General features: G+C 63.4%; 10 protein-coding genes and 3 pseudogenes. 9 read left to right on the forward strand and 4 right to left on the reverse strand.

All coding sequences use genetic code 11. From position 1 onward, the window contains the following. The first annotated feature begins 15 nt into the window (after positions 1 to 15). The 6 genes and pseudogenes from Q7X29_RS14030 to Q7X29_RS14055 all read left to right on the forward strand — a co-directional run bounded on the left by Q7X29_RS14030 (position 16) and on the right by Q7X29_RS14055 (position 6,233). Entirely contained in the window at positions 16 to 612 is a 597-nt protein-coding gene (locus Q7X29_RS14030) for a hypothetical protein (protein WP_316574285.1), read from the forward strand. Between the two features lie 454 nt (positions 613 to 1,066). Then, positions 1,067 to 1,606, forward strand: coding sequence for a NucA/NucB deoxyribonuclease domain-containing protein (locus tag Q7X29_RS14035; protein ID WP_316574286.1), 540 nt, complete (start codon positions 1,067 to 1,069; stop codon positions 1,604 to 1,606). 140 nt (positions 1,607 to 1,746) lie between these two features. Next, positions 1,747 to 2,911, forward strand: a pseudogene (locus Q7X29_RS14040) (IS3 family transposase). A gap of 683 nt (positions 2,912 to 3,594) precedes the next feature. Then, complete coding sequence (locus Q7X29_RS14045) at positions 3,595 to 3,948, forward strand: hypothetical protein (RefSeq protein WP_316574287.1); 354 nt, start codon at positions 3,595 to 3,597, stop codon at positions 3,946 to 3,948. A 122-nt stretch (positions 3,949 to 4,070) separates the two neighbouring features. Next, positions 4,071 to 5,858: a hypothetical protein gene (locus Q7X29_RS14050; protein ID WP_316574288.1), complete on the forward strand. Its 1,788-nt coding sequence runs from the start codon at positions 4,071 to 4,073 to the stop codon at positions 5,856 to 5,858. Positions 5,859 to 5,939: 81 nt separating this feature from the next. Continuing rightward, positions 5,940 to 6,233: a hypothetical protein gene (locus tag Q7X29_RS14055; RefSeq protein ID WP_316574289.1), complete on the forward strand. Its 294-nt coding sequence runs from the start codon at positions 5,940 to 5,942 to the stop codon at positions 6,231 to 6,233. Between the two features lie 452 nt (positions 6,234 to 6,685). Here Q7X29_RS14055 and Q7X29_RS14060 read toward each other — a convergent pair. Further along, a pseudogene (locus Q7X29_RS14060) lies at positions 6,686 to 7,592 on the reverse strand (IS5 family transposase). Positions 7,593 to 7,698: 106 nt separating this feature from the next. Further along, positions 7,699 to 8,619, reverse strand: a complete 921-nt coding sequence (locus tag Q7X29_RS14065; RefSeq protein WP_316574291.1) for a DAPG hydrolase family protein — start codon at positions 8,617 to 8,619, stop codon at positions 7,699 to 7,701. A gap of 56 nt (positions 8,620 to 8,675) precedes the next feature. On the opposite strand from Q7X29_RS14065, the gene Q7X29_RS14070 reads away from it, so the two are divergent. After that, positions 8,676 to 9,278: a TetR/AcrR family transcriptional regulator gene (locus tag Q7X29_RS14070; RefSeq protein ID WP_316574292.1), complete on the forward strand. Its 603-nt coding sequence runs from the start codon at positions 8,676 to 8,678 to the stop codon at positions 9,276 to 9,278. A gap of 488 nt (positions 9,279 to 9,766) precedes the next feature. Further along, positions 9,767 to 10,105: a hypothetical protein gene (locus Q7X29_RS14075; RefSeq protein ID WP_316574293.1), complete on the forward strand. Its 339-nt coding sequence runs from the start codon at positions 9,767 to 9,769 to the stop codon at positions 10,103 to 10,105. A 433-nt stretch (positions 10,106 to 10,538) separates the two neighbouring features. On the opposite strand, the pseudogene Q7X29_RS33070 reads toward Q7X29_RS14075, so the two are convergent. Next, positions 10,539 to 10,694, reverse strand: a pseudogene (locus tag Q7X29_RS33070) (transposase); the annotation flags it as partial. A 171-nt stretch (positions 10,695 to 10,865) separates the two neighbouring features. Continuing rightward, on the reverse strand, positions 10,866 to 12,914 hold the full coding sequence (locus Q7X29_RS14080; protein WP_316574294.1) for an alpha-amylase family protein: 2,049 nt from the start codon (positions 12,912 to 12,914) through the stop codon (positions 10,866 to 10,868). A gap of 189 nt (positions 12,915 to 13,103) precedes the next feature. On the opposite strand from Q7X29_RS14080, the gene Q7X29_RS14085 reads away from it, so the two are divergent. Further along, the gene (locus tag Q7X29_RS14085; RefSeq protein ID WP_316574295.1) at positions 13,104 to 14,120 is read left to right on the forward strand and encodes a D-2-hydroxyacid dehydrogenase; all 1,017 of its coding nucleotides are present in this window, start codon (positions 13,104 to 13,106) and stop codon (positions 14,118 to 14,120) included. Positions 14,121 to 14,144 lie beyond the last annotated feature (24 nt).

The raw sequence follows: 14,144 nt of genomic DNA on the forward strand, positions 1-14,144 counted from the left end.
CGGGGAGGGTATCCAGTGATCAGTGTTCTCATCGCAGCCGTGGGCATCTTCGGCACGGCAATCGGAGCCGCGCTGACTGCGGCCATAGCAGCGAAGTCGGACGGACGACGTCAAGCAGCGTTGGAACGCCAGCACGCTCGCGAGCAACAGGCGCACGCAGACGGGCAACTACGCGAGTTGCGGTCCGAGCATTTGCGATGGCGTCGCGAACGACGCCAAACCGCATACCTTGATCTACTTGAGGCTCTGAGCAGCGCAGATCGGGCCAACCAGCGATACTTCCGGGTTCTACGATCCGAGCCAGAACCAGTCGCCGTTGACGAAGCACGATTGGCTGAGATCCGCGAACTGTTCAAGGGCGCAGAACAGGCACACTACAAGGTCATCCTGGAAGGGCCTCACAGCGTCGCCCAGGCCACCCATGCACTCCTCAACGAACTCGGGGACCTGGTCTGTGCCGTGGAAGATTTCGTACAAGCGCATGCAACTACGGGTGATGTCACCGAATTCCGCCGCAAAGTCGACACAGCCGGTACGAACTTCATGTCCTCTCATCGCGCCTTCCTCGATGTTGCCCGCAATGCACTCGACGAGATCCTGGACGTGCCCTGAGCCCTGACAGCCTGCTGGCCAGACGAACAAATCCGAGGGGATGACATGTGAGGAACAGGTAGACGGGCTCGTTGGGGCGCGGCGTGTGCACTGTGTTCAGTCCAGGTTATGGATGAGAAGGGGTTGTTGGTAGGCAGTCCCGGCGAGTGGGCGGTGTTATGTGGGCGATGCGAGGACATGTGCCGCCGTTCCGGGCACAACTACCACCAGATCGATATACCGCCGCCGGCGGTCCGGATTGACAAACCGCCAAGCAACGCACACCACCGGATTTGGTTGCGCCTCTATGGCATCCGCGACCACTGCCATTCATGTAACGACGAGATCACCTTCGCAGCTGCCGTCTTCCCGGTCACCCCAGCTCGCAGCTTCAATCTCCTCGTCTTGTCCACGACCGACCCTGCATGCAGATTGGTCAAGCATCTCCTCGAACGTGCGCGAGTAGCAACAGAGCTTGTCGACGCTCTGCATCTTTCCCGAGATCCGGCCGGTCCTGACCTATTTCGAACCAGGACGCAACGGTGAGCTCGCCGGGCATATCGCGGCAGCCCAGAACTCCGGTGTCCCGGGCGGTCTCGGCGGCCAACCCCTGCACAAGGGCACCAAGGAGCTCGAAACCGAGAACCGCGACATCACCTGCAAGGACAATCCGCGGGTGCCCAGCCCGCGTCCCCAAGGCCGTGACTGTGACGAGTACCCGTTCGCGTCCAGCCGCGAAGGCGGCACCGAGCCCGCCGGGTCAGCCAGTGAGCTGTTCTTACCGGAGTTCATTCCTATCGCCGATCGTGACGGGGCCACCCTGTTCGTCGACACGCGCGGCGGAGATCTGTCGGGCTGCGTGAGCCCTTTCAGTGCCGAGGGCGCTGGTGAGGGCTGGATGTGGACATCGGTCACCGCGATGTTCGCAGCCCTGGCCGACAGCCTGGAAGAGGGCACGATCCTGCTGGGCGTACACCCTGTCGTCCGCGACAACTCATTGGTGTGGGAGAGGTAGCCTCCGCGCCACCCACAGCTGGGTAGAGGGGCAGGCTACTGCGCTCAACGCAGCCCGAGTCAGTTCTCATCGGGGGCTGCTGCAGGGGTAGGTGACAACCGAGATGGCTTGCCGAGGGGCAGGTCTGAGAGGATGTCGCAGTGCCCAAGCCGTATCCGAAAGTGTTCCGCGACGACGTCGTGCGGGTCGCCCGGAACCGAGACGACGGAGTGACGTTGGATCAGATCGCGGCCGATTTCGGGGTCCATCCGATGACGTTGTCGAAATGGATGCGCCAAGCCGAGATCGATGACGGGAACAAGCCCGGGACCACTCGCAGTGAGTCGGCCGAGCTGCGGGATGCTCGCCGCCGGATCCGGTTGCTCGAGCAGGAGAACGAGGTCCTGCGGCGCGCCGCGGCGTATCTGTCGCAGGCTCAGATCCCGGGAAAAGGCTCTACTCGCTCGTGAAAGAGGTTGCCGCCGAGGGGATCCCTGTGGCGGTGACGTGCCGGGTGCTGCAGCTCGCTCGCCAGCCCTACTACCGATGGCTGGCCGATCCGGTGACCACCGGCGAACTCACCGAAGCCCTCCGGGCCAACGCGTTGTTCGACGCGCACCACGACGACCCGGAATTCGGCTACCGGTTTCTCGCCGACGAAGCCCACGAAGCAGGTGAATCGATGAGCGAGCGGACCGCCTGGAGAATCTGTTCGAACAATCGGTGGTGGAGCGCGTTCGGCAAGCCGCGGCGCGGCAAGAACGGCAAACCGGGGCCGCCCGTCCATGACGATCTGGTACAGCACAACTTCCGCAGCGACGCACCAAATCAGCTGTGGCTCAGTGACATCACCGAACACCGGACCAGTGAAGGCAAGCTGTATTTGTGCGCGGTCAAAGACGTCTTCTCCAACCGGATCATCGGGTACTCGATCGATTCGCGGATGAAGTCTCGACTGGCGGTGACCGCGGTGAACAGTGCTGTTGCCCGGCGCGGTGACGTGTCCGGTTGCGTGATCCACACCGACCGCGGATCTCAATTTCCTCGCGCAGATTCGTCCACGCGCTCAACCGTCATCGCATGGTCGGATCGATGGGCCGTGTCGGCGCGGCCGGCGACGACGCCGCCATGGAAAGTCTCTTCAGCCTGCTTCAACGCAACGTCTTGGACCGACAGCGATGGGAGACCCGCGAGCAGCTCCGGATCGCGATCGTCACCTGGATCGAACGCACCTACCACCGGCGGCGGCGACAGGCCAGGCTCGGCCGGTTGACCCCAATCGAATTCGAAACCATCATGTCCCCAGCAGCCCGACAGGCTGCTTAACCGCTGTCACCCGATCCTGCAGCAGCCCCATCAGAACCTGTCTGCGCTTGTGAATCCTCAGGCTCCGCACTCTGTGACATCTACAAGGGGCGGTAGCGATGGCTAAAGAAGATCTCACCTTCTGCAGGATAGATGAACCGCCCCAAGAACGGCGGTCGAAGACCCCCCTCGGCCCGTTCGAGTCTGATGGAATCTCTGCCAACATAGAAGGGTGGGAGGGAAATCGGGAACCCGGGTGTTGGGCGCTGTGTGCGAAAAATGTGGCGCTCAGAATGTAGTCGGAGTCGCGATGGTGTGCGAAGAATCCAGGGTCAGCAGGCTTGCTTTTGGGAACCATGGTCCCGATTTGAGAGGACCTAATGCTCTATGTGCCTGATGGGGTTCGTGGTGGGATCGGGGCCCGCGAAACGCTGCATGCATATTCTGAAAAGGGGCCCTCAGATGACTTCTTCCATATCATTTGGTCCACCTCGTTGTGAAAGCGAGGTCGCCATCGATTCCCTGTTGCCGACGGTGCGGCGACTGCGGCACATCGCCAGAGCCCGATACCGCTGCGGTGTCGCCCGCCGGGCCTCTCGAGGTGTTGGTGACGCTATCTGCTGCGGGGCAACCTCGGACACCCGAGATGCCTCGGGTAGCGCCGAGACATTGTGGTTCATCGATGTGAGTTTCGGGCGTGAGCGATGACGGCACAAGTCGATCTCTACGTCATCGCCCGGCTGGACGTCGGAGATGTTGCTGTCGATGTCTACTTCTGCGAGGTCTTCGTTCACTCTGCCAACGGCTCCTTCGGCGGCCGAACCAGCGCAAGCTGGTCGAGGACCCTGCAACCGGCGCAAGATGTGTCGGCCGACCTGGACGGACTCGACCGGACGATGTCGGCTGCCGGGTACCGGCGTACTACCGGTTGGCGCGAGCGTGTCACCGCCAGTGGGGCGATGCGCTACTTCGCCGACGCGACAACCCGACTCGGGGCCACCGTCACCGGCCCCGTCGCTGCGGGCGGCCACATTCAAGCCCTCGAAATCAATCTGTAGCAATTCCTCGAATCCAGGGTGCGAGGGGGACTGTACGGACAGTTGACAGCGCTCATCGTGTCGGAGGCTCGTGGTTTGCTGGTGGTCGCTGACCGGAATGGCGAGAGGAACCGGATACACCTATGGCGCGCGTCGAGTGGACCCTGTTGTCTGGTGAACAGGTCGAAACGGTTGCTTCGATGCTGCTTTGCAGCGAGGTTCCCACAGCGCAGAGGCTTCGCCCTGGGCAAGGCGACGGCGGCATCGACATGTTCGTTCCAGGCCCTGAGGGAGTCCTGCGGTCTCGCACCGTCTACCAGGTGAAGAACTTCGCGACGAATCTGACGAACGGACAGAAGCGGCAGATCAAGCGATCGTTTACCCGAGTTCTTCGGACCAGCGAAGCCGAGGGGTGGTCGATCGACGAGTGGCATCTGGTTTGCCCGCTGCTGCCTACGCCCGCCAACCTGGCATGGTTCGCAGAGTTCACCGCGGATGCCGGCTTCCCGTGCCGCTGGATGGATCTGGACCGACTCAATCTGCTTGCCAGCTCGTATCCGAACGTAGTCGATTGGTATCTGCATGACGGCAGGCAGCGGCTGTCAGACGCCGTCGATTCGCTCGCGGCGATCTTGGCTGGTCGGCAGAATCGCCAGCCCGGTGCACCGCTGACGCCTTTCGATGTGCGATCGGATCTGGTGGGGATCTATCAAGCGATCAACGCGCACGATCCGCACTACCGGTATGCCGTTGAGGTCAGCCACCGGGCGCCATCGCACGAGTCTGCTGGCGATCGCGGGCTGACGGCGGTGTCGGCGGTGATGGTCGACGGTGATGTCTGGGTGATCACCAAGATCTACGCGCGAACGTGGGCCGCTCTCGAAGAGCGCCCGATCCCGATAAACCTCCGGCTGACAGCTCCAGCGGACCAGCCCGGATTGTGCGAGGACCTACAGCGGTTCATCGACTACGGGGCACCGTTGACGATGCCGCGCGGAGCCGCGAGCGGATCTTTCGATCTCCCCGCCGGGCTTGGCGGAGAGTTCCGAAATGGTGCCGTACGCATCGTGCCGATCACGATCGATGAGGCCGCTGTCACCACCGACCGAGGTCTCATGCTCTCGCTGCTGGATGCCGACACCGACAGCGTGCTGGCCGAGTTGAAGGTTCAGCGCACTGAACGCTCAGAAGGAGTCGTTGGCGTCCGCACGGTGTGGCGCGACTCCTCTGGGCTTGTTTTGGTGGAGACCGCGGGGCGGCGGGCCGACGACGGTGACGGTCTCAGCGTTGGAGTCGACATCGCGATGGCCAGCGAGATAGCTGGCCGACCTCCCGAAGACATCGTCGATGCGCTGCGATTCATCTCCGCCCTGCACCACCCCAATCGCGTCGCACTCTCGAATGTCTATGGGCCGCGCGCCTTCGACACCACAACCACGATGACCGGCGACCCCGATCCCGAACTGCAAGCGATGGCCAGATCCGCGGCGGCCCTGGTCACCGTCCAAGAGCACGTACATCGACGCCTATTGATGCCTGCCCAGCTCACCCGCGAGCAAGCGAGAGACCTTATCCAGGCTGCCAACCTGCTGAGCGGGCAACTCGTTCATTGCACTTGGGACCAACTCCCGATCGCCCTCGACGAGCCGTCCACCTTCGCCGTCGACGACGAGTTCGACTTCTGCCTGATCCGCGGTGTCGAGATCGAACTCGACACCGAGACCATCACCGTCGGCCGATCCGCATGCTTCATGCGCGGCCGGATCGTCGAAGCCGACGACGACCACATCAAGGTCACACCGACCCATCCACGCGCGGTTCTCGCACGGTACGTGGGGGAAGATTCCGACGGACACGTCCGCTACCGGAGTATCCAGACCGATCAACCGATAGAGGCAGCCGCTCTTGGGCAGCCTGCGATGATCCGCTAGTTCAGGTCGCGTATCGACTGCGGCCTGACCGGTTTCGAACCGAAGCCGGGACCAGACACACGACAATCGGAAGGAACTTTCATGGCCTGGAATTCCGCAGGCGACACCGTGTTCGGGCCGATCGCCGAGATTCTGCTCGACAGCGAACCATCGCCCGAATTCATCACCCCTATCCTGACCGCCGTCATTCGCGAACTCTTCCGAAACGACTGGGGCTATGACGGTGCGCTCAGCTCCCTCGCCGAGTTCGCGAAGTACCCCGCGGTCGTCGCTGCCTTCAGAGCCAATGACGTCCCCGATCCAGAAGACCCTGAGTACGCGGTCATCGTCGCCGACCTCGAACGTGCTGCAACACCGACAGAAGTAGAGGGCTGAGGGTTGTCGGCTTCCGATCGATCTCGAAGTGGAAGTCCCTCTTCGGGAATTCGACCACTCCAGGGGCCTACCGTTCGCGAGCTGTCGGACGATCCACGCCCGCATCCGTTTCCTGAATTCGGCATGCGTCGATGTGTACATGCTGCACGCATGGTGCGCCCTCCATCAGGCATAGCCGGGGTGGGCGTCGTCGGTTCGCCAGCACTCGTAAACCCGTTGCCGTTCAACACGATTCCTGCTGCGATAGGGGTGACTCTGAGGATAGGCATATTGCGCGGTGGGGTTTAGGCTACGCCATGCATAACCGTTTAGTGCCCGGGGTGAGCTCAGTCGACCCAGTACGTACGTCCGTTCCTGCATCGCGACAGCGCAGGCGGCAAGGGGATACACGCGACGACGAACGCATCTAGGCAGTGTTTTGAAAGTAGTTGAGGGCGACCGATCGACTGTCCTCAACCTTCTGCCAGCCACTGATTGATCGCGGCGATGTGGACCGAGGCCAGGTATCGAACAGACAGCTTGTCATACCTAGTGGCGACTGCTCGGTGCTGTTTTAGCTGGTTGATACCGCGTTCGACCGCGTTGCGGTCGCGGTAGACCTCATGGTCGAAACCAGGCGGGCGGCCACCGGCCGCACCGAGGCGACGCCGGTTCGCGACCTGGTCGGCGGGCATGGCAATGGTGGCCTTGATGCCACGGCTGCGCAGGTGTTCCCGGTTCGCGCGCGAGAAATCGGCTTTGTCGCCGAGCACCCTGTCAGGCCGTGTCCGAGGCCGTCCGGGACCGATCCGTGGCACCGAGATCGCCGCGAGCACGGCCGCGAACTGGGGATTGTCACCGGCCTGGCCTGGTGTGATCAGCATCGACAGCACCCGGCAGCCCTGTTCGCGGGCCAGGTGCAGCTTCGTCGACCACCCGCCTCGGGAACGGCCCAGCCCGTGGTCGGCCGCGTCGATTTCGCCGGGACCGGCCGGCGGCTGCCGTTGGGTGTGGCTGTCGCGGCGGGCGCCGGCGGCGTGGTGATGTGCCCGCAGGATCGTGGAGTCGACGCTGACCTGCCAAATAATCCGGCCCGCAGCGTCAGCGAAGGCTTGCAGCAGTTTCAGGATCACCTGCCAGCGTCCAGCGCGCTGCCAACGCCGGAACACGCCGTACACGGTCTGCCAGGGCCCATACTCGGCTGGCACGTCGCGCCACGGGCATCCGACCCTGGTCCGCCAGCGGATCCCGTCGATCAGCTGGGCGTCGGGTCCGTTTCGGTGGTCGTCCTGGCTTGATGCCGCGGGGCAGCAACGGTTCCAGCCGAGCCCACTGTGCATCGGTCAGGTCCTTGCGCCGCGCTGCCGCTACGCTGGCCACGAGGTCTCCGGTGGTTCAGTTGTATCTTGGTCGATACAACCAATTGCCGGAGACCTCGCGTATTTGCCAACGTGGACAACGTCTTTGATCACTTTAGAAACACTGCCTAGGTGCCGAACTCGTGATGCAGCTGCGGCAGGAACTGCGACAGGTGATGCATCTCCTGGCCGCAATGCAGCAGCAACTCACGTGCGAGGTCAGTGCCGACCCTCAGGTCCGCCGGATCGACGACCGCTCCTCGTCGGATCGCGCGGCCCGCCTGGGCGGAGTCGAGAGTGTGCAGGTCGTAGATGTTGAGGTAGAAGCGGCTGCGCATCTCGCACCCACCGTCGATCGGGCGAACCTGGTGGGCAAGCCACCCCAGATCGACCGGCGCCACCGCACTGCCGACCTGTCCCAGGATCACCGTCTGCCCGGCCGGGACCGCGAACCCGTGGATGAGTGGATCTTTGAAAGCGATGGCGAGCTGCTGCAGTTTCGGGCCGACATACTCATCGACATACGAGATGTTGCCAATGTACTTGTCCCGGTCCGAGATCGGCTGGGCCGAGCGGTCCGAGGCCAGGCTCGCAAACAGGTGCGCATCGGGATGCCACAGCTTGTAGCGCGCTGACTCGATCGAATGCCACCCGAACCACCAATCCCACATCGCCGCGGTGGCTCCCGGCATCGGCGTATGTACCGCAACCCATACAACTCCAGTTGTGGACTGCCCGTATCCCGTTTCCACTGCAGAGTAGCCATCGGCAGCCAGATCGTTTGTCAGCACAGAGAACTCCGGAATCCGATCCGGCGCTGTCGGCGGCCCGGCGTAGGCCGCCGACACCGACTCCAGAGGCGGATCAGTGCGTGCTGCCATGAATCGCGCATACGGTTGCGCGGCGTCCTCGGCGGAATACCCGTGATAGCGCACGTTGGACCCGTCATCGGAGGGAGCTGCCGCGGCCGGTGGCACGGCCAGCGCCGCTCCCGCTGCGGCAGCGAGCGAGAAGAAGCTGCGTCGCCTGATTTTCCTATCTCTCAACATCTGTTGAGAGTAGCCGGTGTTCCGGTGGAATCGGGCGGTTGGCTACATTCTGTGATGTGGCACCACAGCGCACGCCGCGGCGTGACTCCGAGCAACGGCGCAGGCAGATTGCCCAGGCTGCCTTGCAGGTACTGGGCGATGCTGGAGTTCGCGGGCTCACCCATCGCGCTGTCGACAGCGCAGCCGGCCTCACATCAGGGTCGGTCAACTACCATGCGCCGACCCGCCAGCGACTGCTCGAACTCGCCCTCGACGAACTCTTCGCCCAAGACATGGCGGTCGCACAGCAATACTTCCTCACAGGACAGACCTGGTCGGCCACCGACCTGACCGCGGCGTTCGTGGACTTCATCGCCGCAATGACCGCACCTACAGCTCGATTCCGCGTCATCGCACGCCATTACCTGCTCAGTGAGAGCCATTTCAACCGGGAATTGCGTGACCGATTCGAGCAGCAACGGGGAGCGTTCATCGAGTTGGTCCGATCCCGATTCGCCGCAGCGGGTCGCCCTGCCACCGTGGCGGCCGCCGAACACTACGTCATCCTCGTCGACGGTCTCATCCACCGGCAAGTCCACTTCGCGCGATCAGCCCTGGACCAGGCCGCCATCCGCTCCGTCATCGACATGGCCACCACAACCGCCCGCCAACATCGCTGACCAGGCCTCGGCTGAGTCTCCGCGGCGCGCCTCCGTGCAGTGGCGCGCCGAGCGCCGGGCGAGCTGGCGATTTCGATGCCCGCCACGCGGCATCGCCACATCTCGGGTGTTGGCTGCAATATCCCCGCACGGGACACGACTTCGAGTATCACTGAAGCCGACTTCGGAAACCGACACTTACGCCTCTCGGCGCGCGGCGCCTAGCGACGCGGCGCGGTCTCAGCGACTGGTGTTCGGAAAACGACCGTTTACCGGATACCCGCCGCTGGCCGGTCGCGGCGCGCGTCGTCGATGGCGCAGCGAGTCGCCGAGATGAGTCGCTGCGCCATACCGACTAAGCTCGCTCTCTTCGCTCTCGGGCGGAGTCCCAGGAGCGGTGAGCTATGAGCGACCACATCCAGATGTAACCCCCTGGCTACCACCGGTGTATCGACACCGTGTTCGCCTCGCCACTTGCCTGCCGGGAGCTGCTGCAACGTCTGTCGGAGATGACCGAGCACGACATCAACGCGCGATGGTCGGCGTGGAAAGGGCAGGAGCCCCCGCCCCACGGCCCTCGAGTCGGCGAACAGATTCCGATCGAGGTGCAGCTGGCGATGCTGCAAGCCGATTGCGACTCCTACCGCCAAATCGTCAATATTCAAGTTCGCGAGCTCGCCGCGGTAGTAGAGGTGCACCCGATGCAGCTGAGCTACGTCGAACTCATCGCCAGCGTGCGCAGGTCATTGAAGATCAGCGAAACCGGATCCTCGACCTGGAGGCTGACCGGCCGGGCAGCCGTTAGAGCTTTTGTCAGTCGTGCGGCTGCGCGGACTCGCGTTCGGTGAGGAAGGCGTCAAGCAGTTCGATCAGAACGGAGAGGACGCGTTCCTGCTGATCCGCACTGAGTGGCGTCGTGGCGTCCCAAGTCGCGCAGCGCGATCTGCTTGATCTGCGCCGACCAGACCAAGTTCGAGCCGACCCCGCGGTGGTGCTCCATCAGCCATTCGCGCCACCCGTCCAGGCACCGTCGGCCATTTCGGTGCGACGCCTTGTCGTAGCTGGCTCTGCTCGCCAATTCCGGTGTCACCCTGGTCGCGAATTCGGAAACCAGGCCGGCCGGTCGCGACCGATCTCTGATCGCGAATTTGAGCATCGCTCTGTCGGGGCGTTCGAGTGGTTCCTTTCCCGATGAGCATCGAGCCGCCGGACTACCATGTACGAAGTGACCTCCGTTTTGCTGCAGCGTGCCCTGACCGACCCCGGGTATGCGGGGCTCAGGTCGCTGCCAGAGCGCCAGTTGGCCAGGCAGCCTTCCGAGATCCTGAAATCCTTCGCGATCTGTGTCAACGGCGCCTGGCCCTTGCGGGCGACGGCGACGACGTCACGACGGAACTCTTCGGGGTAAGCCTTCGGCGCGGTGGTGCATCCTCTCATAGGGAAGACCGGACAGTCCCCTCAGGTCAAGAGTCAACCGAAGCCGGGGCAGTCCCCGTGATCCTGAAAGACGGGTTAGAATACCCATGCGGCGAGGCTATGAAAACCGGAACGTGGAGTCGTATGCTTCGGCTGTCGCTCAATAGATACTGTGCGCACACCAGTCTGCTTTCAGCACGGAGAGATTCGCACAACTTCGAACATGCCGAGGACCGGAAGTTCGATGATCTGTGTCGTTCCTTCGTTCCGGATATCCAGGTCATGGCCCGCGACAAGCGCAGTGGCCCGGCGGGACTCGTCGATGCCGTGGAGCACGAGTCGGCCGCCGGCGACCAGGACGTGCGGTCCGAAAGAGCGGCGTTGTGCTCCGGTTTGGTTGACCAGATGGATCACGTAGCCCTGTTCATCGCGGCCGAGGATCAGCTCGACACGGTCGGTGATTTCCGCGCTTAGCGTCACCTCGGCGAGTGGTTCGAGGACTCTCAGCAGGTGATCGCGTACCTCTGTTTTGCCGAATTCGCGATAGGTGCGGCCGATGGTCCAGGTGATCATGGTGGACACGCCTGCGCCGTACCGTAACGAGGCGACCGCCGGGTCACCGCTCGCGATGTGCCCGTAACTCACTTCCGGTGGACCCCATGGAGCTTGGGTGAGCAGAGTACCTGCTCGCTCGGCGGACGGTTTCCAGACGTAATGGGCATTGTTGCCGAATATCGGAACGACCGAGCCGTCGTAGCGGAATTCGTCAAGGTGATGCTGATTGTCGAGCGTGGCATAGGTGGACCACACGTCGTTGTCCGATAGTTCGGGACCGGAGCGCCGTAATGCCGGGCTGGATGCGAGCTCCACGGTTCCGTCCTCGGTGACCGCGCTGTCTCCGGTGGTGAGCAGGTGACCGCCGCGTGCGACGAACTCGTCGAGTGCATTGGCCGTGGCCCAGCCGACGGCTCCAACTGCGGGCAGGATGACGAGTCGGTAGCGATCCAGGCTGCCTGCAGTAGCCATGTCGGTCAGCTCGTCGTGGGGCAGAACGTCGAAGGGGAGATGGCGCTGCTGCAGCGCCACGTACACGCCACGGAATTCCTCGAGACTCTGCAGATAGGCGGCGTAACCGGACCGGCCGAGCCCCGGGCGTACCAGGCCGATCGTCGCGGCCGGCCGCAGCCGCGCGTAGAGGTCGTGATTGTCGCGGTGGAACCGGGTGACGTGTTGCGCGAGTGAGGAACTCGTCATGGGCAAGCGTCCTGGTGCGCCGAGGATGTAGGTGGAAGGATTTCCGCCGCGAGCGATCGCCTGGATGAGGTATTGCGCCAGATGTTCGGGCTGTTCGGCTCCCATCCGGTACTTCGAGTCGATATGGGCGGCCGCGTTCAGGACCAATGGCACCTCTGGCCGGGCGGAGACGTGGGCGCTCACGGCCTCCGCCGTCGCGTGCGGCCAGAAGTCCTTGCCCGGCATGTGCAGAAAAGCGTTGTTGCCCTCGTGGTAGACGATCGGGGCGCCCTTCCGTAGCACGAGGCCGAGGTCGCGGTCGCGGGGTGCGACATGGTCGGAGTACTTCTTTGCGAGTGCCGCGATCGTGGAGTTCGCGTAGTGGCGCCAGAGAGAGAAGTCGGCCGACCGCTGGTCCTCGGGGAGGGGACGGCCGCCACTGAATTGGGCGAATCGCGCTGTGCACGCTCTGCAGTGGCAGATTCCATGCACCACTTCGCTGTAGTCGCGCTCGTTGAAGTTGAACCAGTTGAAGAAGAACCCGTCGACGGGGTAGCGGTCAAGGATCTCGTCGAGGATCTCGACAGCGTGTTCCTGATAAAACGCACCTGACAGACACGTGCTGTACAGCCCGTTGTAGATCTGGGACGCACCGGTGCGAGAAACGAACAGCCAGTCGGGATGCTCGGCGGCGACCCGAGCCGGGACCTTCGACAGGTCCAGACGAGCGATCACCCGCAGTCCGCGTCGCTTCGCCGCCGTCACCGCGTCGTCGAGGAAGTCACCCGACGGACGATCGGCGAGAAAAGGATTGCGGGTGTGATATGGCAGGTCGGTCGGGTAGAACGCGGAAATCCCACCCGCGTTGACCAGCCAGGTGTCGGCACCGTGCCGCTCGATCACATCCAGAGCTGCCTCCACGTCCATCGTGGCATCGACTTCCTGAAGATTCGTCTGGAAGACGGTGAACGGCTCCTGCCATCGGCTGTGGGCGGTGTCAACGGACATGCGGTCAGTCAAGCATCGATCGGCCGTGGTGCGACAGCACGGCGGCAACCCCTGGCAACCGATTGACCGTGGGAAATCGACTGTGCGACGGTGAGCGTTGTGCCGGGCCGAGTGCCGCGCAACCCTGGAGCGAACTCGCGCCGCCGGGTCGTGCCGGTGTCCCCTGAATACTCGCGAGGAGCTGGAACCATGTCCTACGACCAACGACCGCGGGAAATCCGCCAGGTGCTGGCAACGGTTCTCTTCGAGCCGCACGAGATCGATCAATTGCGCGAGGCGTTCGCTCCGGCGGAGTTTTTGCACGTCCACCCTGCCGATGCGGCAGGGATCGCGCACGCCTTGGAGCACGCCGACGTCGCTGTGACCGCGGGCGACCTGGACGAACGGTTCATCGCCGCACCCGAGCTGGCATGGGTGCACTGTGGTCACGCCGGACTCACCCGATCGGCGGTGCCCGAGGTCTTCGAGCGCGGTCTGCTCGTCACCGGGTCCGCGGGCCGCTCCGCACCCGCGCTTGCCCAGCACGGCTTCTACTTCGCGCTCGCACTGACCTTCGACGCGCGGCGGATGTTCGAGCAACAGGACGCCCATATCTGGAACGGCATCGAGGGCTATGGGAACCGTTTCGCGCTGTGGGGCAAGACATTGGGGATAGTCGGGTTCGGTCATACTGCGAAGGAGATGGCCCGCCTAGGCAAAGCCTTCGGGATGCGTGTGCTCGTCTACCGGCGCGGTGCTGTGGAGCCGTCATCGGACGTAGACCTCATGCTATCGGCCGACGAAGGCGACTCTGTCGACCACCTGCTCGACGAAGCCGACGTCGTCATGCTGGCGGCCCCGCTCACCGATGCCACCCACCATATGATCTCCGCGGCGCAGTTCGCGAAGATGAAGAACACCGCGTATCTGATAAATATGGCGCGCGGTGCGCTGATCGATCAGGATGCGCTCATCGATGCACTGCAAAGCGGAAAGATCGCGGGCGCGGGGCTCGATGTCACCGATCCTGAACCGCTGCCCAGGGATTCGGCACTCTGGGACGCGCCGAATGTCGTCATTACTCCTCACACGACGCCGCGGCTGCCGGATCGAACCCAACGCACGATCGACATCATTGTCGAGAACATCCGCCGCTATCGCACCGGTGAACCCCTGCTGAACACGTTGACCGAACGCGACGTCTACACGCGCGATCAGCGGGTCTGAGCTCGTGTTAAGGAGCCCTCGGGT

Source organism: Nocardia canadensis (assembly GCF_032656385.1).
Taxonomy (GTDB): domain Bacteria; phylum Actinomycetota; class Actinomycetes; order Mycobacteriales; family Mycobacteriaceae; genus Nocardia; species Nocardia canadensis.